Source organism: Amycolatopsis albispora (genome assembly GCF_003312875.1).
Lineage (GTDB): Bacteria > Actinomycetota > Actinomycetes > Mycobacteriales > Pseudonocardiaceae > Amycolatopsis > Amycolatopsis albispora.
Map to the genome: position 1 here is coordinate 19,809 of NZ_CP015163.1, position 21,454 is coordinate 41,262.

At 70.6% G+C, this 21,454-nt stretch carries 22 protein-coding genes; 16 read left to right on the forward strand and 6 right to left on the reverse strand.

The window, feature by feature from the left end; all coding sequences use genetic code 11:
* Positions 1–44: 44 nt before the first annotated feature.
* A complete protein-coding gene (locus tag A4R43_RS00105) occupies positions 45–548 on the forward strand; it encodes a DoxX family protein (protein WP_113690400.1) in 504 nt (167 codons plus the stop codon).
* Here A4R43_RS00105 and A4R43_RS00110 read toward each other — a convergent pair.
* The 3 genes from A4R43_RS00110 to A4R43_RS00120 all read right to left on the reverse strand — a co-directional run bounded on the left by A4R43_RS00110 (position 497) and on the right by A4R43_RS00120 (position 2,641).
* Positions 497–1,099 carry a ClpP family protease gene (locus A4R43_RS00110; RefSeq protein WP_113690401.1) on the reverse strand — a complete coding sequence of 201 codons (603 nt, stop codon included), beginning with the start codon at positions 1,097–1,099 and terminating at the stop codon, positions 497–499. The two genes, A4R43_RS00105 and A4R43_RS00110, sit on opposite strands and share 52 nt — an antisense overlap.
* 76 nt (positions 1,100–1,175) lie before the next feature.
* Positions 1,176–1,664: a GNAT family N-acetyltransferase gene (locus A4R43_RS00115; RefSeq protein WP_113690402.1), complete on the reverse strand. Its 489-nt coding sequence runs from the start codon at positions 1,662–1,664 to the stop codon at positions 1,176–1,178.
* Positions 1,661–2,641, reverse strand: a complete 981-nt coding sequence (locus A4R43_RS00120; RefSeq protein WP_113690403.1) for a helix-turn-helix domain-containing protein — start codon at positions 2,639–2,641, stop codon at positions 1,661–1,663. The genes A4R43_RS00115 and A4R43_RS00120 overlap by 4 nt, the downstream gene beginning before the upstream one ends.
* Positions 2,642–2,806: 165 nt before the next feature.
* Here A4R43_RS00120 and A4R43_RS00125 point away from each other — a divergent pair, with 165 nt between their 5' ends.
* Positions 2,807–3,340, forward strand: coding sequence for a DUF6069 family protein (locus A4R43_RS00125; RefSeq protein ID WP_113690404.1), 534 nt, complete (start codon positions 2,807–2,809; stop codon positions 3,338–3,340).
* On the opposite strand, the gene A4R43_RS00130 is transcribed toward A4R43_RS00125, so the two are convergent.
* Positions 3,328–3,780 carry a cupin domain-containing protein gene (locus tag A4R43_RS00130; RefSeq protein ID WP_113690405.1) on the reverse strand — a complete coding sequence of 151 codons (453 nt, stop codon included), beginning with the start codon at positions 3,778–3,780 and terminating at the stop codon, positions 3,328–3,330. The two genes, A4R43_RS00125 and A4R43_RS00130, sit on opposite strands and share 13 nt — an antisense overlap.
* An 82-nt stretch (positions 3,781–3,862) precedes the next feature.
* On the opposite strand from A4R43_RS00130, the gene A4R43_RS00135 reads away from it, so the two are divergent.
* Positions 3,863–4,720, forward strand: coding sequence for a LysR family transcriptional regulator (locus A4R43_RS00135; RefSeq protein WP_113690406.1), 858 nt, complete (start codon positions 3,863–3,865; stop codon positions 4,718–4,720).
* Between the two features lie 37 nt (positions 4,721–4,757).
* The gene (locus tag A4R43_RS00140; RefSeq protein WP_236809397.1) at positions 4,758–5,510 is read left to right on the forward strand and encodes a sulfite exporter TauE/SafE family protein; all 753 of its coding nucleotides are present in this window, start codon (positions 4,758–4,760) and stop codon (positions 5,508–5,510) included.
* A 4-nt stretch (positions 5,511–5,514) separates the two neighbouring features.
* Here the strand turns inward: A4R43_RS00140 and A4R43_RS00145 are convergent, their stop codons facing one another.
* Positions 5,515–5,724, reverse strand: a complete 210-nt coding sequence (locus A4R43_RS00145; RefSeq protein ID WP_113690408.1) for a hypothetical protein — start codon at positions 5,722–5,724, stop codon at positions 5,515–5,517.
* Positions 5,725–5,913: 189 nt separating this feature from the next.
* On the opposite strand from A4R43_RS00145, the gene A4R43_RS00150 reads away from it, so the two are divergent.
* The 3 genes from A4R43_RS00150 to A4R43_RS00160 are packed head-to-tail and all read left to right on the forward strand — an operon-like array spanning position 5,914 to position 8,128.
* Positions 5,914–6,540 (forward strand): dihydrofolate reductase family protein, encoded by a 627-nt coding sequence (locus A4R43_RS00150; protein ID WP_113690409.1) that lies wholly within the window; start codon positions 5,914–5,916, stop codon positions 6,538–6,540.
* An 11-nt stretch (positions 6,541–6,551) separates the two neighbouring features.
* Positions 6,552–6,887, forward strand: coding sequence for a YciI family protein (locus A4R43_RS00155; protein ID WP_113697254.1), 336 nt, complete (start codon positions 6,552–6,554; stop codon positions 6,885–6,887).
* Positions 6,884–8,128 carry an RNA polymerase sigma factor gene (locus A4R43_RS00160; RefSeq protein WP_205215187.1) on the forward strand — a complete coding sequence of 415 codons (1,245 nt, stop codon included), beginning with the start codon at positions 6,884–6,886 and terminating at the stop codon, positions 8,126–8,128. Before A4R43_RS00155 ends, A4R43_RS00160 begins: the two co-directional genes overlap by 4 nt.
* On the opposite strand, the gene A4R43_RS00165 is transcribed toward A4R43_RS00160, so the two are convergent.
* Positions 8,075–8,548: an RrF2 family transcriptional regulator gene (locus tag A4R43_RS00165; RefSeq protein WP_113690410.1), complete on the reverse strand. Its 474-nt coding sequence runs from the start codon at positions 8,546–8,548 to the stop codon at positions 8,075–8,077. The genes A4R43_RS00160 and A4R43_RS00165 overlap by 54 nt on opposite strands.
* Before the next feature lie 93 nt (positions 8,549–8,641).
* Between A4R43_RS00165 and A4R43_RS00170 the strand changes: the two genes are divergently transcribed.
* The 9 genes from A4R43_RS00170 (at position 8,642) to A4R43_RS00210 (ending at position 21,438) form a co-directional block, all read left to right on the forward strand.
* On the forward strand, positions 8,642–9,391 hold the full coding sequence (locus A4R43_RS00170; protein WP_113697256.1) for an SDR family oxidoreductase: 750 nt from the start codon (positions 8,642–8,644) through the stop codon (positions 9,389–9,391).
* Positions 9,392–9,560: 169 nt separating this feature from the next.
* Entirely contained in the window at positions 9,561–10,697 is a 1,137-nt protein-coding gene (locus A4R43_RS00175) for a DUF222 domain-containing protein (protein ID WP_113690411.1), read from the forward strand.
* Positions 10,698–10,790: 93 nt separating this feature from the next.
* Positions 10,791–11,696 (forward strand): carbohydrate ABC transporter permease, encoded by a 906-nt coding sequence (locus tag A4R43_RS00180; protein WP_113690412.1) that lies wholly within the window; start codon positions 10,791–10,793, stop codon positions 11,694–11,696.
* Positions 11,693–12,565, forward strand: coding sequence for a carbohydrate ABC transporter permease (locus A4R43_RS00185; protein ID WP_113690413.1), 873 nt, complete (start codon positions 11,693–11,695; stop codon positions 12,563–12,565). Before A4R43_RS00180 ends, A4R43_RS00185 begins: the two co-directional genes overlap by 4 nt.
* Positions 12,562–14,535 carry a DUF6807 family protein gene (locus tag A4R43_RS00190; RefSeq protein ID WP_113690414.1) on the forward strand — a complete coding sequence of 658 codons (1,974 nt, stop codon included), beginning with the start codon at positions 12,562–12,564 and terminating at the stop codon, positions 14,533–14,535. The genes A4R43_RS00185 and A4R43_RS00190 overlap by 4 nt, the downstream gene beginning before the upstream one ends.
* A gap of 8 nt (positions 14,536–14,543) precedes the next feature.
* Positions 14,544–15,854, forward strand: coding sequence for an ABC transporter substrate-binding protein (locus A4R43_RS00195; RefSeq protein ID WP_113690415.1), 1,311 nt, complete (start codon positions 14,544–14,546; stop codon positions 15,852–15,854).
* Between the two features lie 95 nt (positions 15,855–15,949).
* Positions 15,950–16,897, forward strand: coding sequence for a pectate lyase family protein (locus A4R43_RS00200; RefSeq protein ID WP_113690416.1), 948 nt, complete (start codon positions 15,950–15,952; stop codon positions 16,895–16,897).
* A 168-nt stretch (positions 16,898–17,065) separates the two neighbouring features.
* On the forward strand, positions 17,066–20,173 hold the full coding sequence (locus A4R43_RS00205) for a substrate-binding domain-containing protein (protein ID WP_113690417.1): 3,108 nt from the start codon (positions 17,066–17,068) through the stop codon (positions 20,171–20,173).
* Positions 20,174–20,349: 176 nt separating this feature from the next.
* Positions 20,350–21,438: a S1 family peptidase gene (locus tag A4R43_RS00210; protein WP_113690418.1), complete on the forward strand. Its 1,089-nt coding sequence runs from the start codon at positions 20,350–20,352 to the stop codon at positions 21,436–21,438.
* The last annotated feature ends 16 nt before the right edge of the window (positions 21,439–21,454 follow it).

Genomic DNA, 21,454 nt, shown 5'->3' on the forward strand with positions numbered 1-21,454 from the left:
GCAATCTTGTCGCTGACAAGTTTGTGAGCTGATGGGGGGACGGCATGGCACCGTTGGTGATCCTGGTGGTGGTCACGCTGGTGACCTGGGTGCTCGGCGTGCTCGGGGTGCGGCGGCTCAGGCCGTGGCCGATACCGGTGCGCACCGGTATCGCCGCGATGTTCGTCGCGACCGGCGTGGCGCACTTCGTCGGCATGCGCGCGGAACTGGTGGCCATGGTGCCGCCGTCGCTGCCCGCGCCGGAACTGCTGGTCACCGTGACCGGCGTGCTCGAACTGGCCGGTGCGGCCGGCCTGCTGTGGGCGCGGACCGCGCCGTGGGCCGCGGCCGGGCTGAGCCTGATGCTGGTGGCGATGTTCCCGGCGAACGTGCACAAGGCGGTGACCGGGATCGGCCTGCCGTGGGACGACCAGCTGGTGCCGCGGACCGCCATGCAGGTGGTGTTCCTGGCCGCGACGCTCAGCGTGGTCGTGCACCACGTGCGGGCCAAGCGGCGTCAGCCGGAAACGGCACCCACGGCGCCGACCACCCTGTCCACGAAGCCGTAGTCCAGGGCTTCTTCGGCGTCGAACCAGCGGTCGCGGTCGGCGTCGGCGGTGATCCGTTCCACGGTCTGCCCGGTCTGCGCGGCGGTGATCTCGGCGATGCGGCGCTTCATCTTGCCGAACACCTCCGCCTGGATGGCCACGTCCGCGGCCGAGCCGCCGATGCCCGCCGACGGCTGGTGCATCACGATCCGCGTGTTCGGCAGCAGGAACCGCTTGCCCGGCGTGCCCGAGGACAGCAGGAACTGGCCCATCGAGGCGACAAAGCCGAGGCCCCAGGTGGCCACGTCCGGCTGGATGAGCTGCATGGTGTCGTAGATGGCCATGCCCGCGGTCACCGAGCCGCCCGGCGAATTGATGTAGAAGGTGATGTCGCGGTCCGGATCGTCGGCGGCCAGCAGCAGCAACTGCGCGGTGATCCGGTTCGCCACCTCGTCGGTCACCTCGGAGCCGAGGAAGACGATGCGGTCGCGCAGCAGCTGTTCGTAGACGGAGTCGTTGAGGGACAGCCCGCTCGACGGGGTGTGCATCTCGGGCACCAGCTCAAGTGTCATGCCCGCGACGGTAGAGCGCGGGAACCCGTTGGCCGCCCGATGTTCGCTCAGGGCGAGGCCGGTTCGCGGTGAGCGATCAAGTATGCCCGAGCAGATCGCGGATCCACGGCCGGAAACCCAGGCGCCGGTACAGTTCTTCGGCGCCGGTGTTCTCGGCGAGGACCCCGATCGACCAGTACTCGATGCCGCGGTTCTTCAGTTCCGCGCGGCAGGCGTCGAGCAACGCGGTGCCGATGCCGCCGTCACGCAGCGCGGGATCGACCACCAGCGAAGTGATCTCACCCCGCGTTTCGCCGAAGTCGAAGGTGGCGCCCGACGGCAGCAACCGGCAGCACAGGTAACCCACCGGACCGGCCCGTTCTCCTTGGTGCGCGGTGAGAATCAGCGCCCTGCCCGCACGCAGCCAGGTCCGGTACTGCTCGTGCCGCACCGCCCAGGACTCGGGGTTTTCGCGGACGGGCAGCGTTTCGCCCACCAGCGACCGGTGGTGCTCGGTCAGCGCCAGCCACAACGGCTCCAGCACACCGAGTTCGCCTTCACCCGCCTGCCGGACCGCCACCGTCATGCGCTGATCTCCTCCCGGATGCCGAAGGTCCGCCGGTACGCCGACGGCGCGATCCGCATCGCGGCCGCGAAGTGGTGCCGGAAGGTCACCGCGGTGTCGAAGCCGACCGCGGTGGCGATCCGCTCGATCGGCGTGTCGGTGGTCTCCAGCAGCGGCAGGCTGGCCTGCACGCGCTGCGCGATCAGCCAGCGGATCGGGCTGGTCCCGGTGGCACGCAGGAAGTGCCGCAGGTAGGTGCGGGTGGACATGGCGGCGATCTCGGCCAGCCTGGCCACGGTGATCGGCTCGGCCAGGTGCTCCAGCGCCCACGCCATGCTGCGCGCCACGTGGTCGTTCTCCGGGGCGGGTGCCATCGGCGCTTCGATGTACTGCGCCTGCCCGCCGTCCCGGTGCGGTGGGATGACCAGGTGCCTGGCCACCGAATTCGCCACCGCGGCGCCGTAGTCGGCCCGCACCAGGTGCAGGCACAGGTCCAGGCCGGCCGCACAGCCCGCGCTGGTGAACACGCCGTTGTCCTCGACGTAGAGCGGGGTCGGGTCGACTTCGACCTTCGGGAAGCGCGAGGTGAGCAGGTCGGTGTAGCGCCAGTGCGTGGTCGCGCGGCGGCCGTCGAGCAGGCCCGCTCCGGCCAGCGCGAAGGCACCCGAGCAGATGGACACGATCCGCGTGCCGCGGTGGTAGGCCTGCCGGAGCGCGGCGACCAGCTCCGGTGAGGGGTCCGCGGCCGGGTCGGCCACGCTCGGCACGACAAGCGTGTCGGCGTCGGTGAAGTCGTCCAGGCCGTACGGCGTTTCGAGGGTGGCGCCGCCGATCATCCGCACCGGGCCGGGCCGCTCGGCGCAGATCTTCAGCCGGTACCAGGGCACGTCGAAGTCCCGCCACTGGAGCCCGAACACCTCGGTGACGATGCCGGTTTCGAAGGCGGACATGCCCTGGTACGCCAGTACCGCGACGCTGGGACCTGCTGCTTTCGCCATGCCTTCGAGCGTAGTCAGCCGCGCGCGTCCGGCCAGTGGCGTTCACGCCACCTACCGTCAAGATCTCGCCACCGACGGGTGAGCGGCCCGCTTCCCGGACGGCGGGGAAGCCGGAATCGCGCGAGAATCGGAGATGGCCGGTGACTCACGACGGAGGAGCTCCCGATGTCCGACTACAACGCACCGTACGCGCGCGACGACCGGCCGGGGGTCGACGCGGGCCGGCTGTGGGCGGGTGGCATCGCCACCGCGGTGGTGGCCGCGTTGCTGGCGATCGTCGGCCTGCTGATCGCGCGCGGCCTGTTCGAGGTCGAAGTGCTCGCGCCGGAGGGCGCCGGGATCTGGGGCAACGCGAGCACGCCCTACTACGCGGTGACCGCGGCCGTGGTGGCGCTGCTGGCCACCGGCCTGATGCACCTGCTCAGCGTGGCCACGCCGGCGCCGAGCCAGTTCTTCGGCTGGATCATGGTGCTGGTCACCCTGATCGCGGTGGTCGTCCCGCTGACGCTGACCGTGGACCTCGGCGCGAAGATCGCCACCGCGCTGATCAACCTGGTGCTCGGGCTGGTGATCGCGGTGATCGTGCACAACACCGCGGTGAACGCGCGCACGCTGCACCGGCGCAAGCGCGCCACCGATCCGCAGGCGCCGACCCGGCAGTGGAACCAGCCGCCGCCGAGCACCTACTACGACCGCTGATCCTCGGCGAAGTGCACGTCGTACCGTTCGGCGTGCAGGCTGGCGAAGTCGGCTTCGCCGCGCTGGATGCGGCCGAGGTGGCGGAAGTAGCCGAACCGATCGACGCCGGGCGTGAGCACGGCCAGCAGGTCGGCGGCGTGCCCTGGTGCCGCGCCGAACGCGTGCGGCAGCCCCGGCGGGACGACCACGACGTCACCGCGGGTGACGCGGGTGTGCTCGTCGCCGAGCACGAAGTCCAGCTCGCCGTCGAGCACGTAGAACATTTCGGTGGATTTCGCGTGGTGGTGCGTTTTCGCGCCGGTCGCACCCACGCCCAGGACGAGGCGGTTGACGCCGAGCGCGTCGCCGGTGTGGCTCGCGTCGGCGAGCAGGTGGAACGCGCCGCCGCCGGGCAGCGTGACGAGTTCGGCGGTGGTGGCGCGGAAGATGTGCTTGTTCATGGCTCCAGTCGACCCCGGGAAGAAAGCGCGTACCACCGGCGGTTGGAGATCGCGGGGATCACCGATCGAGATGGGGCGCGCGATGGAGTTGCGGCAGCTGCGGTACTTCGTGACCGTCGCCGAAGCGGGCGGGTTCGGCCGGGCCGCCGAACGGCTGCACATCGTGCAGTCGGCGGTCAGCCAGCAGGTCGGACGGCTGGAACGCGAGCTGGGGGTGCGGTTGTTCGACCGGTCGGGGCGGCGGGTCCGGCTCACCGAGGGCGGCGAGCGGCTGCTGCCCGAGGCGCGGGCGGCGCTGGCGGCGGCGGAGCGGGTGCGTTCGGTGGCGGCCGAGGGCGCCGGCCTGCGGCTGGGTGCGGTGCACGGGCCGGGTGACCGGATCTACCGCACGCTCGGTGCGCTCGCGGACGTCGCCCCGGGGTTGCGGGTCCGGTTGAAGCGCCTGGCCCCGGCGGAACGGCTCGCCGCGGTCCGGTCCGGTGAACTGGACGCGGCGCTGGTCCGCGCGCGGCCGTCGGCGGGACAGCTGGAACTGTTCCCGATCTGGCACGACCCGCTGCACGCGGCACTGCCCGCCACGCATCCGCTGGCCGGGAAACCGTTGCTGCGCCTGGAAGATCTCGCGGACCTGCCGGTGCGCCTGGCGCCTCGCGCGGCGAACCCGCCGTTCCACGACCTGGTCCGGGACGAGTTCGCGGCGGCCGGGATCGAGCCGCCCGAAGGTCCGCCGTTCACCGGGCTGGTGGAGACCATGGCCGAGATCGCGGCCGCTCCGCCGTCGTGGACGGTGTTCTACGAGGTGTCCGGGCTGCCCTCGGTGCCGGGGGTGGCCGTGCGCCCGCTGTCCGGGCCGGTGCTGACCACCTCGCTGGCCGTGCCGCCGGGACCACCCGGCCCGGCGGTGCGGCACCTGCTCACCGCGCTCGGGTCGGTGAGCTGAAGCCAGGGAACAGTGCGATGCTCGGCTGGTGCCCGAGATGCTGATGCTGGTCCTCGCCGGAGTCGCCGCGGGCGGGCTGAACGCGGTCGGCGGGGGCGGCACCTTCGTGGCACTGCCCGCGCTGGTCGCCGCCGGGCTCACGCCGGTGACCGCGAACGCCGCGACCACCGTCGCGCTGGTGCCGGGCGCGGCGGTCAGCGCCTGGGTCTACCGCCGCGAGATCCACCCGGTCGGCGGCACCTCGCTGCCCGCGCTGACCTCGATGAGCGTGCTCGGGAGTGCGCTCGGTGCCGGGTTGCTGCTGGTGCTGCCGTCGTCCTCGTTCGACGCCGCGGTGCCGTGGCTGCTCGCCTTCGCCACGGTCGTGCTCGCGTTCGGACGCCCGCTCGCGCGCCGCCTCGGCACGCTGGACGCGGCGGGCGGGATGAGCGCGAAGGCGGTGCTGCTTGGCCAGTTCGTGCTGTGCGTTTACGGCGGTTACTTCGGTGGTGCGGTCGGCATCCTGATGCTCGCGCTGTGGAGCATCGGCCTCGGGCTGGACGCGGCGGCGGGCAATCCGATGCGCGTCGCCCAGCTCGCCGCCGTGTTCCTCACCGCGACGGTGTTGTTCCTGGCCGGGTCGGACGTGCTCGACGACCCGGTGCCGCTGCTGACCATGCTCGGCGGCGCGGTCGCGGGCGGGTTCGCCGGTGCGCAGTGGGCGCGGCGCCTGCCCGCCTGGCTGGTGCGCGGCATCGTGCTGAGCACGGCCGCGGCGATGACCGTGCTCTACTTCGTGAAAGGGGCCTGAGCTTTCAGAGGTGCCAGAGCCGGTCGAGCAGGCGCTTGCGGAAGTTGTTGTGCTCGTACCAGTCGAGGTCGGCCTGGGTGGGCCAGGTGACCCGGGTCCGCAGCCCGCTCAGCCTGGCGTGCGTGCGGTTGCGGCGCGGGAAGCCGCCGGGCGTGCCCAGCGGGAACAGCGCCGAGTCGAGTTGGAGGGTGCCTTGGTGCGCGGGAAAAGTCATGACGCCCCAGCAGCCGGTAAGTTGAGTGGACAGGTGTTCACTGTGTCCGAACGGCGCAGCACCGTCAATCATTCGGACGAGTGAAGATCGACTTTCGGACGAGATCACGGTCACTGTCGAATCCGCCCGCGCTCGCGCGTCGAGGGAATCGAGGGCGCCCGCCGGGCGCCGCCGACCGTGGAGGAAGTCATGCGGAAACTGGTGGTCACCACGTTCGTCTCGCTGGACGGGGTGATGCAGGCGCCGGGCGGGCCCGACGAGGACACCGAGGGCGGGTTCACCCGCGGCGGGTGGGTCGCGCCGCTGATGGACGAGCGCACCATCGAGCTGATGGCCACGCTGACCAGCCGGGCGGGCGCGCTGCTGCTCGGCCGCCGGACGTACGAGACCTTCGCCGCGAGCTGGCCGCTGACCGGCGACGACGACCAGGTCGGCTCGCTGCTGAACCCGATGCCGAAGTACGTCGCGTCGCGCACGCTGAAGACGGTGGAGTGGCGGAATTCCACGCTGCTCACCGGCGACCTGCCCGACGCCGTGCGTGCGCTCAAGGCCGGGGACGGCGGTGAGATCCAGGTGCACGGCAGCTGCGGGCTGGTCCAGTCGCTGCTGCGGCACGACCTGGTCGACGAGTTCGTGGTGCTGACCTTCCCGGTGCTGGTCGGCTCGGGCAAGCGGTTGTTCGGGGAGGGCACGGCGCCTGCCGGGCTGCGGCTGGTCCGGTCGGCCACGCTGGCGGGTGGCGTGGTGCTCGGCCGGTACGCGCGGGCAGGCGAACCGGTCTACGGTGCGCTGGGGCCGGAAACCGGGAACTGGTGAAGGGGAAGCCGATGCCGCAGTACGCGATCCTGATCTACGAGAAGGAACTGCCCGGCGGGGTCGCCGACATCCCGCCCGAGGTGATGGAGGCCAATCTCCGCGTCGGCGAGCAGATCGAGGCGATGGGCGCGCGGGTGGTGCACGAGCAGGGGCTGCAGCCGGTCGCGCGGACCAAGACCATCCACAAGGGAGGATTGGTCACCGACGGGCCGTTCCTGGAGACCAAGGAGGTCATCGCCGGGTTCTTCGTGGTGGAGACCGAGGACTTCGACACCGCGGTCGCCATCGGCAAGCTGCTGCCGATCATGGACGGCGCGGTCGAGGTGCGGCCGTTGTTCGAACCGTGAGTGGTGTCGCGGCAGCGGTCGCGGACGCGCACCGTCGCGAGTGGGCCGGGGTGCTCGCCGCGACGGTGCGCGTCACGCGTGACCTCGGCCTGGCCGAGGAGTGCGTGCAGGACGCGTACGCCGCCGCGCTGGCGGACTGGGAACGCAACGGCGTCCCGGCGAATCCGGGGGCCTGGCTGAACACCGCCGCCCGGCGGAACGCGCTGGACCTGTTGCGCCGGGCGAAGACGCTGCGGTCCAAACTGCACCTGCTGGTCGTGCCGGAAGAGGCCGCCGAACCGGCTCGCGACGATCGGCTGCGGCTGGTCTTCCTGTGCTGTCACCCCGCGTTGTCGGTGGAGGCGCAGGTCGCGCTGACGCTCCGGCTGGTCTGCGGGGTGAGCACGGGCGGTATCGCGGACGCGTTCCTGGTCGCCGAGACCACCATGGCCGCGCGCCTGACCAGGGCGAAGAAGAAGATCGCCGGCGCGGGCATTCCGTTCCGGATGCCGTCGGCCGCAGAACTGCCGGGGCGGCTGGATGCCGTGCTCACGGTGATCCACCTCGCGTTCACCGCCGGGCACACGGCGCCAGCTGGGCCGGAGTTGACCGACGACGACCTGGCTGGGCGCGCGGTCGATTTGGCACGGTTGTTGTACGAGTTGTTGCCGGGGGAGCGGGAGGTCGCTGGCCTGCTCGCGCTGTTGCTGGCCAATCACGCGCGGCGGGGTGCGCGTGGTGGGGTGGACGGGTTGGTTCGACTGTCCGAACAGGACCGGTCGGTGTGGGATCGATCGATGATCGCGGAGGCGGATCGGCTGGTGGTCGGCGCGTTGCGGGGTGGGCGGCCCGGCCGGTTCGCGTTGCAGGCGGCGATTGCGGCGTTGCATGCGGACGCGCCGTCCTATGCGGACACTGACTGGAGTCAGATTCTGGTGCTGTACGGGGAGTTGCTTCGAGTGTGGCCGTCGCCGGTGGTGGCGTTGAATCGGGCGGTTGCGGTGTCCATGGTGGACGGGCCGGAGGTGGGGTTGGCTGAGGTTGTGCGGTTGGAGGGTGACGAGCGGCTGGCTGGGTATCACTACTTGCCCGCGGTGAAGGCCGATTTGCTGCGGAGGCTGGGGCGCGTGGCGGAGGCCGCGGAGGCGTATGAGCGGGCTTTTGCGCTGGCGGGGAATGAGGTCGAGCGTGCTTTTCTGAGTGGACAGTTAGCGCAGCTCGGTCAGGAGGCGCCGGGTGCGCGCGGGGGCGGTCGGCGGTAGCGCGTCGAGAATGGTGGCGAGGGTTTCCCCGGCGAGCGTCTGCCGCCACGCGTTGTGCGCATCGGCCATTTTCGCGGCGAGAATGCAGGTGTTCCGGCAGTCTTCGGCGGGCAGCGCGCCCCGGCCCTGCTGGCGGATTTCGCGGCATTCGTAGGGTGACGAGCCGCCGTCGACCGCTTCGACGATGTCCAGCAGGGTGATCTCGGCGGCGGGCTTCGCGAGCCGGAAACCCCCGCGCGGCCCGGTCGACGCGGTCAGGACCCCGGCGCGGACGAGCGCCTTGAGCTGCTTGGCCAGGTAGGGCGCCGGGAGGTCGAAGTACTCGGCGAGCTGGTTCGTCGACGCGCTGGCGCCCGGTTCGAGCTGCGCCAGCGAGGTGGCGCAGTGCAGGGCCCATTCGGTGCTCACCGGAAGCTTCACGGGCTCCAGTCTATCGTAGATATTGTGGACCCATTAAGTCCGTGATAGGTTGCGGTGGTCTGGCAGCTTGATCGCTGGGGAAGGGGTATGGACATGCGGATCGCGGTGGCCGGGGCGACGGGGAACATCGGCGCCCGGACGGCGGCGGTGCTGGAGCGGCAGGGGCACGAGGTGGTGCGGATCAGTCGGTCGCGCGGTGTCGACCTGTCGACCGGGGCGGGGTTGGACGAGGCGCTGGCCGGGGTGGAGGCGGTGGTCGACGCGATCAGTTCGCCGCCCATGGACGAGGCGTCGACGGTGGAGTACCTCGGGACGGCGACGCGCAACCTGCTGGCGGCGGAGGCGAAGGCCGGGGTGCGGCACCACGTTCTGCTGTCGATCGTGGGGATCGCGAAGGTGCCGGGGAACGCGCACTACGCGGGGAAGCGGGAGCAGGAGCGGCTGGTGTCGGGTGGGCCGGTGCCGTGGACCATCGTTCCGGCGACGCAGTTCCACGATTTCGCGGAGATGGTCGTGGGGTGGACGGAGCGCGACGGGGTGGCGACGATCGCGCCGTTGCTGGTGCAGCCGATCGCGCCGGACGATGTGGCGGCGGTTTTGGCGGAGATCGCGGCCGGGGAGCCGAAGGGCCGGTATGCCGACGTGGCTGGGCCGGAGCGGCAGGACCTGGTGGACATGGCGCGGCGGACTCTGCGGGCTCGGGGGCGGGAGGTGCGGTTGGTGCCGGGGTGGGATGGGGTTTTCGGGGTTTCGATGGCGGGGGAGGTTTTGTTGCCGGGGGAAGGGGCGCGGGTGGAATCGACTACGTTTGATGAATGGTTGGGGGCCATCCCCGAATTTTGATTGTGACTACGGCGAGGGCCAGCTTGTCAAGGCTGGGAAGAGTACCTTGACAAGCTGGCCCTCGCCGTGTTTTGGCTTTGTATCGGGGATGGGGGAGGTGTGGGTGGGCTTCGTGGTCGGCTTTTGTATTCACCGTTTCCTTTCGAACGTATGTGTGGTATGATGTGGTATGGAATCTTCTGAGGGGGAGATCCTCCTTGATTTGAAATCCACTGCTGCGGAGATTGCCCGGCTTGAGGCTCGGTTGGTCAGGCAGGTGGTCTCGTTCACCCGAGCTTTTTCGATGAAGCGCGGAGTGGCCGAGGAGTTGTCTATGGCGTTGTGCATGACCAAGTTCAAGGCCCACGCGTTGATCGCCCATGCGGAGGGCTTGGTTGATCGCTTCCCGGCTGTGCTGGGGTTGGTGGAGGCTGGGGCTGTGCCGATGGCCTCGGCGGTGGCGGTGAATGACGCGGCGGCCTGGCTGGCCGACGACAAGGCGGCGGTGGTTGATGAGGTGATGGCCGGTCGTCTTGAGGGGAAGAATCCGACGGCGGCTCGCCGATCGGCGACTTCGGCGGCGGCTCGTGCTGACCCGGAAGGTTTTGAGGAGCGTGCTCGTAGGCCTCGTGAGGATCGTGGTCTCCATCTGCACCACGGGACTGCTGGCGTGGCTGGCCTCTCTCTCGAAAACGCTCCTGTCGAGAAGGCGGTGGCGGCGTATGTGTGCGTCGATCGCCAAGCTCGTTTGTTGAAGACTGCGGACGAGACCCGCACCCTGGACCAACTGCGTGCCGACGTGGCACTGGACATGCTGGTGGGCAAGCAGTTCGGTGGTGAGGTGAAGGCCCACGTGTATCTGTATCTGGATGCTCTCACCTACGCCGGGCTCCGCAATGAACCCGCCGAGCTGGCCGGGCACGGACCGATCCCGGCGTCGCTTGCCCGCGACATCGCCGCCCACCCTGGCACGGTCTTCCAGCGCATTATCACTGATCCCACCACCGGACAAGTTGTGGAACTCGGCCGCCGGAAGTATCGGCCTCGGGCTGGGCTGGATGAGCTGGTGCGAGTCCGGGATCGCGAATGTCGTCGTCCCGGTTGTACCCGTCCGGCCCAGTTCGGCGATCTTGATCATTGCGATAGTCGCGGCCGAGGTTGGAAAGACGGATGTCCCACCGGCGCGACCACGCTGGTCGGGTTGTGCCGGGCCGACCACAAGTTGCGTGACCTGCCCGGATGGCAGCACGAGGTCGCTCCCGATGGCACCTTGACGATCACCACACCGGCCAACCAGACCTACACCAGCCGCCCCGAGCCGTTGTAGCGGCAGACGGTCGGGAAAGTCCACATTCGGTCCGTCATTGTCCAACCGCGAGTCCGTAGTCTCAGGCCGGTCCGGCGGTGAACGGAGTAACGGATGGTGGCACTGGGGGAGCGCAAACGCCGCCGCCGTCGCGACTCCCGGACGCCCTATCTGCTCATCGCGCCCGCGGTGCTGGCGATGCTGGCCTTCCTGGTCTACCCGGTGGCCAGCGTCGTCTACTACAGCCTCCAGCACCGCCAGCTGAGCAAACCGTGGCTCGACGGGTTCGCCGGGCTGGACAACTTCACCCGGATGCTCACCGCCGACCCGCTGTTCTGGCAGAGCCTCGCGTTCACCGCGAAATGGGTGTTCGTCGAGGTCGCGTTGCAATTCGTGCTGGGGCTGGCGCTGGCGTTGATCGTGAACGAGACCTTCGTCGGGCGGGCGGTGGCGCGGGCGCTGGTGTTTTCGCCGTGGGCCGTGTCCGGGGTGCTCACCACCGGGATCTGGGTGCTGCTCTACAACCCGACCACCGGGCTGTCCCGCTACCTCGCCGACCTCGGGCTGATGGACTACGGCGCGGCACCACTGGCCGACCCCGGCACCGTCTTCTCCGCGGCCGTGCTCGCCGAGCTGTGGCGCGGGGTGCCGTTCTTCGCCATCCTGCTGCTCGCCGACCTCCAGGGCGTGCCGAAGGACCTCTACGAAGCCGCGTCGGTGGACGGGGCCGGGCGCGCCCGCCGCTTCCTGCACATCACGCTCCCGCACCTGCGCGACACCATCATCCTCGCCACCCTGCTGCGCGCGGTCTGGGAGTTCAACAACGTCGACCTCCTCTACACGCTCACCGGCGGCGGACCGGCGCACCAGACCACCACGCTGCCGCTGTACGTGGCCGCCACGGCGGCGCAGTCCCACGACTTCGGCTACGGCTCCGCCCTGACCATGGCGGGCTTCGTGATCCTGACCTTCTTCTCGATTCTCTACCTGCGCCTCGGCAGGTGGGGGGTGAATCGATGAGCACAACGGAAATGGCCCCCGTGGCCCCGGCGGCACCGCCGCCCGCGCCGCCGGTCCGGAAAGCCAGGAAACCCCGGTGGGAGATCTATCTTCCGCTGGGGTTGTACCTGCTGTTCACGCTGGTGCCGTTCTACTGGATGGTGGTCTTCGCGGTGCGTCCGCGCGGGTCCTCGTCGCTGGTGCCGTGGCCGATCTCGCTGGAGAACTTCGAGACGGTCTGGACCGGCATGGGCTTCGGCGTGTTCTTCCAGAACAGCTTCCTGGTCGGGGTGGCGTCGCTGGTGGCGACCACGGCGATCGCGCTGCCCGGCGGGTACGCGCTGGCCCGCTTCCGGTTCCGCGGCAGGCGCGTGTTCCTGGTTTCGCTGCTGTGCAGCCAGTTCATCCCCGGCGCGATGATGCTGATCCCGCTGTTCGAGATCTTCCGCACGCTGGGCCTGGTGAACAGCCTGAGCAGCCTGGTGATCGCCGAGACGGTGTTCCAGCTGCCACTTTCACTGGTGCTGATCAGCGGTTTCATCGCGAGCATCCCAGTGGAACTCGAAGAGGCCGCGCAGGCCGACGGGTGCACGCGGCTGCGTGCCTTCTTCGCCGTGGTGCTGCCGTTGCTGCGGCCGGGGCTGGTCGCGGTCGGCTCTTTCGCGTTCATCCACAGCTGGAACAACTTCCTGTTCGCGTTGATGTTCGTCAGCGACCAGGACAAGTTCACCGTGCCGGTCGGGCTGGCGTTCACCCTCGGCGAGTTCAGCGTGGACTTCGGCGCGCTCGCCGCCGGTGGCGTGGTGGCCGCGCTGCCGGTGGTGCTGGTGTTCGCGGTGGTGCAGCGCTACCTGGTGCAGGGCCTGTCGGCGGGCGCGGTGAAGGGATGAGCGTGGAACCGGTGCGGGTGGTGCTGGCCGGGGTGCACGGGCACGGCCGGTGGCATCTGGACAACCTGCGCCGGCTGGCGAGCCGGGGCGCGGTGCGGCTGGCCGGGGTGTGCGACACGCGCCCGGTGGACGCCGCGCAGCTGGCCGGGTTCGGCAAGCCGGAGCAGGCGGGCAGGCTCGGCCCGCTGGTCCGGCGCACCGGCGCCGAGCTGGTCATCCTGGCCACGCCGATCCACACGCACGCCGAGCTGGGCGCCGAAGCGTTGCGTGCCGGGGCGCACTTGTTGCTGGAAAAGCCGCCAGCCGGGAGTTTCGCCGATTACACGCGACTGTCCGAAGTGGTCACTGCGACCGGGCTCGCCTGCCAGGTCGGGTTCCAGAGCCTCGGTTCGGCCGCGTTGCCGTACCTGCGTGACCTGCTCGCCGGGAACGGGCTCGGCGCGGTGCGCGGGATCGGTGTCGCCGGGGCGTGGGCCCGTCCGTCGGCCTACTTCGAACGCGCGCCGTGGGCGGGAAAGCGGCGGCTCAACGGCATCGCGGTGACCGACGGCGCGTTGACCAATCCGTTCGCGCACGCGGTGGCGAGCGCGTTGTCACTGGCCGGTGCCGAGGAACCCGGGTCGCTGCGCGAGATCGACGTGGAGCTGTACCGGGCCAACCCGATCGAAGCCGACGACACCTCGTGCGTCCGGTTGCGGGTGGCCGGGGGCACGGTGATCACCGTCGCGGTCTCGATGTGCGCGGAACGCCGTCACGAGCCCGCGGTGGTGGTGCACGGTGAGCACGGGCAGGCCGAGCTGACCTACACCACCGACGAGGTGTGCCTGCGCCGCCACGGCGCGCCGGACGAGGTCACCCGGCATCCGCGGACCGACCTGCTGGAGAACCTGGTCGCGCACATCCGGACCGGTGCCGAGCTGCTGGTCCCGTTGCACCGCACCGGCGCGTTCATGCGGGTGGTCGACGCGGTCCGGCGTGCCGCCGAGCCGCGGCCGATCTCGCCGGTGCACCTGGCCGGGCAGAACGGCGGGCGGGTGCTGGCCGGGATCGAGCGGCTGACCCGCCGCAGCGCGGAGGACCTGGCGTTGTTCTCCGAACTCGAAGTGCCGTGGGCGCCCGCCGAGCAGGTGCTGCGGGCCGGGGACCGCGACGTGGCCGTGTACCGCTGGTACACCGACGGCCTGCCCGAATCCGTGGCCCCGCGCCCCTTCCTGTACTCGGTGCGCACGCTCGCCGGGACCGAGGTCAGCGAGACCGCGCCCGCCGACCACCCGCACCACCTCGGCGTCGGGCTCGCGGTGTCCGATGTGGATGGAACGAACTTCTGGGGCGGCCGCACCTTCGTCCAGGGCCAGGGCCCGCGCTGGCTCGGCGACCACGGCAGCCAGCGGCACCTGCGGTTCACCCGGCGTGAATCCGGCGGGTTCACCGAACTGCTGGACTGGGTGGACGCCGGCGGCCGGACGGTGGCCCGCGAGCGGCGCACGGTGATCGCCCGCCGGCACCAGCCTTCGCGGCTGCCCGGCTGCTGGGAACTGGACTTCACCTTCCGGCTCGACGGGATCGACCGCGCGCCGCTGCGCATCCGCAGTTCCCACACCAAGGGCCGCGCGGGTGCCGGGTACGGCGGTTTTTTCTGGCGTGCCCCGGCTTCCTCGACGCGCCGCCGCGTGTTCACCGCCGAAGCAGACGGGGAGGACGCGGTCAACGGTGCCGCCGCCGACTGGGTCGGGCTGTCCGGCACCTCGCCGTCGGGCCGGGACTGGACGCTGGTGTTCACCCAGTGCGGCCCGGCACGCGACCGCTGGTTCGCCAGGGAACGCGACTACCCCGGCATCGGGCCGGGCCTGGCCTGGGAACGCCCGCTGAGCAGCGGATCGGTGACCAGGCGGATCCGCACCGTGGTGGCCGACGGGCGGCTCGACCGCCGGACCGCGGCCGCGCTGATCCGCCGGACGAGCGAAAGGTAGGTATCGAGATGGGCAGGCTCCGAAGCCCGTGGCGGACGGCCGCGGCACTGCTGCTGGCCGCCGCCACCGCGATCCCGGCCGCCGCCTGCGGTCCCGGCGCCGCGGACGGGACCACCACGATCACCTTCTGGGACGACAACGGCGGCCCGGCACGCACCCCGGTCTGGCAGCACATCATCGCCGAGTTCGAGAAGGCCCATCCCACCATCAAGGTGGAGTACGTCGGCATCCCGATCGCGCAGGCCCAGCAGAAGTACGACACCGCGGTGGCCGGTGGCGGCCTGCCCGACGTGGGCGGGGTGACCACGGCGATGCTGGCGAACCTGGTGCCGCAGCGTGCGCTGGAGTCGGTGGACGAGCGGTTCGCCGCCAGCCCGCTGGCGGGCCAGCTGAACGAGCGGATCGTCGACACGGTGCGGAAAACCGTGCCGGACGGCAAGCTGTACCTGCTGCCGATCTCCACCAACACCGGGGTGTTCTGGGCACGCAAGGACTGGCTCGCCGAAGCCGGGCTGCCCGAACCGCAGACCTGGGACCAGTTGTTCACCGCAATCGAACGGCTCACCGTGCCCGGGCAGAACCGGTACGGCTTCACCATTCGCGGTGGTGCCGGGTCGATCGCGCAGATGCTCGAGGTGGTCTACGGGCAGTCGGGCATCACGCGGATGTTCGAGCCGGACGGCCGGTCCACCATCGACGACCCGCGCAACGTGGCCGCGCTGGAACGGCTCGCCGGGCTGTACAAGCGGTTCACGCCGGAAGCCGACCTGACCAACGACTACGCGAAGATGGTCGCCCAGTTCGGCGGCGGCAACATCGGCGTCATGCAGCACAACGTCGGGTCCTACCAGGACCAGGTGAAGGCGCTCGGCGCGGACAAGGTGGTGGCGCTGCCGGTGCCGAAGGCCGCCGACGGGACCAGGGCGGTGCTCTCGCACCCGACCACCGGGCTCGGTGTGTTCAGCCAGGGCGAGCACGCCGACGCCGCGTTCAAGTTCGCCGAATTCGCCGCGAGCCCGGCGATGAACACCTACTGGGCCGAGCGGACCGGGGTGCTGCCGGTGAACACCGCGGTGGCGCCGAGCGATCCGGCGAAACCGCAGCCGGCGGTGGAACTGGCGAAGGTGCTCACCGAACCGTCCACCACCGTGGTCCAGATGCCCTACCACCTGCCGGAGTTCAACTCCATCACCAAAACCGAGGCCGAGCCCGGCTTCCAGAAGGTGCTGCTCGGTGAACTGTCCGCAAAGGACTTCCTCACCGAGCTGGCCGCGAAACTGGGCAAGGCGCAGACCGAATACCAGCAGCGCACCGGCTGAACCCCGCATATTCCACCCGTTGTTCGTGATTCTCCACATCCGGCTGCCTAACGTGGGGAATCGAGGGGCGGGACAACGAATCAAGGAGTCAACTCATGCGCAGATCGTTCGCCGGGCGAATCCTGCCCGGCCTGCTCACCGTGGCCGCCACGGCCGCGGCGCTCACGGTGGCCACCGCGGGCCCCGCGGCGGCCGCCGGCACGCCCACCGGGTTCGCCGCGGGCACCACCGGCGGTGGCAGCACCCCGGCGGTCACCGTGACCACCGCTTCGGCGCTGATCAGCGCGATGCAGTCGAGCAGCCCGGCGGTGATCAGGATCAGCGGGACCATCTCGATCAGCGGGATGCAGGACGTCAGGTCGAACAAGACGCTGATCGGCGTCGGTTCCGGCGCCACCATCACCGGCGGCGGGCTCGACGTGGACAGCGCCACGAACGTGATCATCCAGAACCTGAACTTCCGCAACTGGTCCGATGACGCCATCAACGTCACCGACGCCTCGACCAAGATCTGGATCGACCACAACACCTTCTCCGACGGTTACGACGGCGCGGTCGACATCAAGCGCGCTTCGGACTACGTGACCGTGTCGTGGAACAAGTTCACCTCCCACGACAAGACCATGCTGCTCGGGCACAGCGACGGCAACGGCAGCCAGGACCGCGACCACCTGCGGGTCAGCTACCACCACAACTGGTTCGACGGCACCGGGCAGCGCCACCCGCGCGTGCGCTTCGGCAACCCGGTGCACGTGTACAACAACTACTACGGCGGCGTGACCGACTACGGTGTCGCGTCCACCATGGAAGCCGGTGTGCTCGTCGAGGGCAACTACTTCGAGAACACCGAGGACCCGTTCCACCGCGGTGAGGGCAGCTCGCCCGCCGGTTCGCTGGTCGCGCGGAACAACCACTTCGTCAATTCCGGCTCGGGTGACCAGGGCGGTTCGGTGCGGGCCATTCCGTACTCGTACAGCCTGGACCCGGCCTCCTCGGTGAAATCCGCCGTGCAGGGGGGTGCCGGTACCGGAAAGGTCGGCTGAACCGGTTCAGCCGAGGGCCCCGGAAATCCCGGGGCCCGTTTCGGTGTTATCGTTAACACCCGTTCTGCCCCTGGTAGTCCAGATCCGCCGCCGTTAGGTTTCAGGCAGTCACCGAAACAGTTACTGCCCGCGACCACAGCTTTGTCAGCGTAGACGAGCGAGGCGAGCATGACCGGATACCGCCGGGCGATCGGCCTGGTCACGGCCAACATCGAGCTGGGCGTGGCGCCCGCGGTCTTCTCGGGCGTGCTGGCCGCGGCCCGGCGCCACGACGTGGACCTGATCTGCTTCCCCGGCGGTGAGATCGGCACCGCCGAGCAGCCGGCCAACGCGGTCTACCACCTGGTCACCCCGGGCCTGGTGGACGGGCTGATCTGCTGGGCTTCCGCGCTCGGCCTGCCCGAGCGGCACCCGCGCGCCGAGCGGTTCGAGCGCCGGTTCGGCCGGGTGCCGATGGTCTGCCTCAACGGCGCGGTCGGCGCCCACCGGCCGCTGACCCTGGACAGCTACCAGGGCATGTGCAAGGCCATCGACCACCTGATCGGCGTGCACGACCGCCGTGAGCTGGCCTTCCTGCAGGGCCCGGTGCGCAACCCGGTGACCGCGGACCGGCTGCGTGCCTACCACGACACGCTCGGCCGCTACAAGATCCGGGCCGATCGCGCGCTGGTGTCGCCCCCGGTGGAGTTCCGCCGGGACGCCGGTGCCGCGGCGATGCGGGTGCTGCTGGACGCGCGCGGACTGGAGCCCGGCCGCGACTTCACCGGTTTGGTGGCGTGCAGCGATTTCCTGGCGGCCGAAGCGATCGCGGTGCTCACCGAGCGCGGGGTGCGGGTGCCCGAGGACGTGGCGGTGATCGGGTTCAACGACTCGCCCGAGGCCCGGTTCTGCGCACCGCCGCTGACCTCGGTGTCCATGCCGTTCGCCGAACTGGGCAGGCTGGCGGTGGAAACCCTGCTGTCCCGGCTCGGCGGTGATCCGGCACGCGGCCGGTCGGCGCCGGTGGCGGAACTGGTGCTGCGGCGGTCGTGCGGGTGCGCCGGTGAGCAGCCGGAGGCACGGGAATGCGCCGGATTTCCCGCCACCCTGCGGAAACACGGGATTCCGGCGGAGACCGGGAGGCGGCTGCGGGCCGAGTTCGAAGCGGCACTGGCCGGGGAACCCGCCGATTTTCCCGCCATGGCAGCACAAATGGCCGAGGGCGGCGACGCCGACGCCTGGGACGAGATCCTGCTTGCCCTGGGCGGCGAGTCCGGCGCGGAACTGGTGACCCGGGCGCGGCTCGCGGTGGCCGGGAACGCGCGGCGGCTGCTCGAATACGAGCGCTGGCAAGCCGACCAGCGGGCGCAGCGACTGCGGGAAACCGGCGTGGCGCTGTCGTCCGTTGTGGACGAACGGGACCTGACCGGGGTGCTCGCCCGCCAGCTCCCGCAACTCGGCGTCGGGGACTGGAAGCTGTCGATCGGCCCGGCCACCGCGCTCACCCGGTCCGACGTGCTGCACCGCGACCGCCGCAGCACCTGGATCGCGGTCCCGCTGCAGGTGCGTGACGAGCCGCTCGGCATCGGCCTGTTCGAGGCGGGCCCGCCGGACGGCGGCTTCTACCGCGCGCTCGGCGAGCAGATCAGCTCGGCCGTGCAGGACATCCGGCTGTTCCGCGAGGTCGAAGCCGCAGAAGAGGCCGACAGCGTGAAGACGAGCCTGCTGGGCAAGATGGCCGAGGAACTGCGGGCACCGGTCGAGGCGATCCTCTCCGACGCCGCTGGCGCGCTGGCCGCCGGCCCGCCGAGGCCGGTGGCCGACCTGCTGAACCGGATCACCGCCGGGGCGGAGTACCAGCTCGGGGTGCTCGGCGACCTGCTGGAACTGGCCGACGCCGAACTCGACTCGCTCAAGCTGCACGCCGGGCTGATCGATCCGCGGGCACCGCTCGCCGAGGTGTTCGGGGAGTGCGGACTGGGCAGGCTGCCGCTGATCGAGGCCGACGGGCAGCGGCTGCGGCAGGCGCTGCTCACGCTCCGCCGCAGCCTCGGGCCGCGTGCCCGGCGGACCGTGGAGGCCGACGTGCTGCCGCCGCACCTGCGCATCCGGATCAGCTATCAGGGCACCGGCACCCCGAGGGGCGGGCTGGGCCTGTCGATCGCTCGTCGGCTGATCGCGCTGCACCACGGCTCACTGCGGTTCGAAACCGGTTCCGCGGGCGGCACCTTCCACCTGTTCCTGCCGTTGCCGGGGCCGCAGGGGCGCGCGCTGCCGGACGACGCGGCCGATTCGCTGCTGTGCGTGGCGGACGGCCCGGCCGCCGAGGAAGCCGTCGCGGCGGCCGGGCTCGCGGGGCTGTCGGTGCTGAAGCTGGGCACGGGCGACGACGTGGCCGCGGTGGTCGACGAGAACCGCCCGGCGGCGGTCGCCTGGGACACCGCTGCGCTGCGGCCGGAGCACTGGGCGGTGCTGCGCCAGCTCCACGACCACCCGAAACTGGCGCGCACCCCGTTCCTCGCCTACGCCGCCGGGCACGGCCGCGACCTGCGTGAGGTGATCACCGCCGTGCGGCCGGTCGAACTGGCCGGGCTGGCGGTGATCGCCGATCCCGACCCGCGGGCGCAGGCGGGCACGCAGCAGCTGATCGCCCAGCTCCACCCCGGGCACCTGGCGCTGACCGCGCCGGACGGCGCCACCGCGTTGTCGCTGATCGGGCACGACGTGCCGAACCTGCTCATCCTGGCCAGGCAGCTGCGGGACATGGACGCGTTCGACGTGCTGGAGCGGCTGCACGGCGACGCCCGGCTCAGCGACCTGCCCGCGCTGGTGCTCGGCGGTGACGAACTGTGTTACGACGACGTCCGCCGGGCGGCCCCGCACGCGCGCACGGTGTTGCTGGGCAAGGGAATCCTCTCCGACGCCGAGACGATCACCCTGCTGCGGCGGCTGCTCGACCCCGGCCGCCGCCCGCCGAACCGCCAGGAGGTCGCGCGCGCGGTGGTCTACCTGCACCAGAACTACCAGCACCAGATCACCCGGCGGCAGGTGGCGAAGGCGGCCGAGATGAGCGAGGACTACCTCAGCCGCCGGTTCCACCGCGAACTGGGCGTCTCGCCGTGGGAGTATCTGACCCGGTTGCGCATCGCGCGGGCGAAGCAGCGGCTGCAGGAGACCGGCGACAGCATCCAGGCCATCGCGCGGCAGGTCGGCTTCCACGACCGCGCCTACTTCAGCCGGATCTTCCGCAAGCACACCGGGGTCCCGCCGCAGAGCTTCCGCTGCCTGCGGCGGTGACCGTTGATCCGTGCTTACCAGCGGGCATTACTCAGTAAATGTCCAACCAGTACCTAATTTTGTTCTGAACGAACGAAAGTAGGTGACGGCCGGGGGTGTTCTGGGTCACTCTTCGTAGGCCGGTTGTCACCGGTGTCTCCCCGACCCACTTCCCTGCCGAAAGTGAGTTGCCGGTCATGTCCAAGAAGTCCCTGCGGCGCACCCCCGCCGCCATCGCCGTGCTGGCGGGCGCCACCGCCCTGTTCAGCGGCGCCCCGGCCTCGGCCGCCGTCGAAGGCTATTCGACCGTGGTGCAGAACGCCGCGGTCTCCTCGATCACCTCGAGCCTCGGGGTCAGCTCCGCGCAGGCCGAGCAGGTGCTGCGCGTGCAGGACGCCAGCGCCCGCACCCTCGACCGGGTCGAGTCGGCGCTGGCCGGCCGCCACGCCGGTGGTTACCTCGACGCCGCCGGCCTGCCGGTGGTCAACGTGCTCGACGCGGCCGGTGCCGCCGAGGCGCAGCGCGCCGGTGCCACCGCGAACGTGGTCAAGTTCTCCATGTCCCAGCTGGACTCCGCGCGCGCCGCGCTGGAGGCGCTGCCCGCCGTCCCGCACACCACGATCGGGACCGACGAGAAGGCCAACCAGGTCGTGCTGACCGTGTCGGACCAGGCCGTCGGCGCGGAAGCGCTGCTGGCGAAGGCGGGCACGCTCGGCGACGCCGTGCGCGTGGAGCACACCACGGGCACGATGAGCAAGGCCATCTACAACGGTGAGGCGATCACCGGCGGCGGCACCCGCTGCTCGGCCGGGTTCAACGTCACCCGCGGCGGCCAGCTGCACATCATCGACGCCGGGCACTGCACGCGCGCGGTGTCGCAGTGGAACGTCGGCCCGTCGGTGGGCGCGAGCTTCCCGACCAACGACTACGGCCTGATCCGCAACACCACCGGCAGCGGCCCGGGCGCGGTGACCCTGTGGAACGGCTCCACCCAGCGGATCAGCTCCGCCGCGAACGCCCGGGTCGGGCAGCAGATCTGCAAGAGCGGCAGCACCACCCGGCTGACCTGCGGCGTGGTCGAGGCCACCAACGTCACGGTCAACTACCAGGAGGGCCCGGTCTACCAGACCGTGCAGACCAGCGCCGCGGTCAACCCCGGTGACTCGGGCGGCTGCCTGTTCTCCGGCAGCGTCGGCCTCGGCATCACCTCCGGCATGGGCGGCGGGAACTCCTACTTCCAGCCGGTCGTGGAGGCGCTGAACGCGTATGGCGCTTCGCTGACCTGATCTTCCCGAGTGGACC

Bases quoted from the DNA above. Each gene is read 5' to 3' on its own strand.
- A4R43_RS00115 (WP_113690402.1), bottom strand. From the start codon at position 1,664: ATGACGGTGGCGGTCCGGCAGGCGGGTGAAGGCGAACTCGGTGTGCTG.
- A4R43_RS00150 (WP_113690409.1), top strand. From the start codon at position 5,914: ATGCGGAAACTGGTGGTCACCACGTTCGTCTCGCTGGACGGGGTGATG.
- A4R43_RS00195 (WP_113690415.1), top strand. From the start codon at position 14,544: ATGGGCAGGCTCCGAAGCCCGTGGCGGACGGCCGCGGCACTGCTGCTG.
- A4R43_RS00140 (WP_236809397.1), top strand. From the start codon at position 4,758: ATGCTGATGCTGGTCCTCGCCGGAGTCGCCGCGGGCGGGCTGAACGCG.
- A4R43_RS00110 (WP_113690401.1), bottom strand. From the start codon at position 1,099: ATGACACTTGAGCTGGTGCCCGAGATGCACACCCCGTCGAGCGGGCTG.
- A4R43_RS00125 (WP_113690404.1), top strand. From the start codon at position 2,807: ATGTCCGACTACAACGCACCGTACGCGCGCGACGACCGGCCGGGGGTC.
- A4R43_RS00185 (WP_113690413.1), top strand. From the start codon at position 11,693: ATGAGCACAACGGAAATGGCCCCCGTGGCCCCGGCGGCACCGCCGCCC.
- A4R43_RS00145 (WP_113690408.1), bottom strand. From the start codon at position 5,724: ATGACTTTTCCCGCGCACCAAGGCACCCTCCAACTCGACTCGGCGCTG.
- A4R43_RS00130 (WP_113690405.1), bottom strand. From the start codon at position 3,780: ATGAACAAGCACATCTTCCGCGCCACCACCGCCGAACTCGTCACGCTG.
- A4R43_RS00135 (WP_113690406.1), top strand. From the start codon at position 3,863: ATGGAGTTGCGGCAGCTGCGGTACTTCGTGACCGTCGCCGAAGCGGGC.
- A4R43_RS00210 (WP_113690418.1), top strand. From the start codon at position 20,350: ATGTCCAAGAAGTCCCTGCGGCGCACCCCCGCCGCCATCGCCGTGCTG.
- A4R43_RS00175 (WP_113690411.1), top strand. From the start codon at position 9,561: ATGGAATCTTCTGAGGGGGAGATCCTCCTTGATTTGAAATCCACTGCT.
- A4R43_RS00120 (WP_113690403.1), bottom strand. From the start codon at position 2,641: ATGGCGAAAGCAGCAGGTCCCAGCGTCGCGGTACTGGCGTACCAGGGC.
- A4R43_RS00170 (WP_113697256.1), top strand. From the start codon at position 8,642: ATGCGGATCGCGGTGGCCGGGGCGACGGGGAACATCGGCGCCCGGACG.
- A4R43_RS00155 (WP_113697254.1), top strand. From the start codon at position 6,552: ATGCCGCAGTACGCGATCCTGATCTACGAGAAGGAACTGCCCGGCGGG.
- A4R43_RS00205 (WP_113690417.1), top strand. From the start codon at position 17,066: ATGACCGGATACCGCCGGGCGATCGGCCTGGTCACGGCCAACATCGAG.
- A4R43_RS00180 (WP_113690412.1), top strand. From the start codon at position 10,791: ATGGTGGCACTGGGGGAGCGCAAACGCCGCCGCCGTCGCGACTCCCGG.
- A4R43_RS00105 (WP_113690400.1), top strand. From the start codon at position 45: ATGGCACCGTTGGTGATCCTGGTGGTGGTCACGCTGGTGACCTGGGTG.
- A4R43_RS00200 (WP_113690416.1), top strand. From the start codon at position 15,950: ATGCGCAGATCGTTCGCCGGGCGAATCCTGCCCGGCCTGCTCACCGTG.
- A4R43_RS00190 (WP_113690414.1), top strand. From the start codon at position 12,562: ATGAGCGTGGAACCGGTGCGGGTGGTGCTGGCCGGGGTGCACGGGCAC.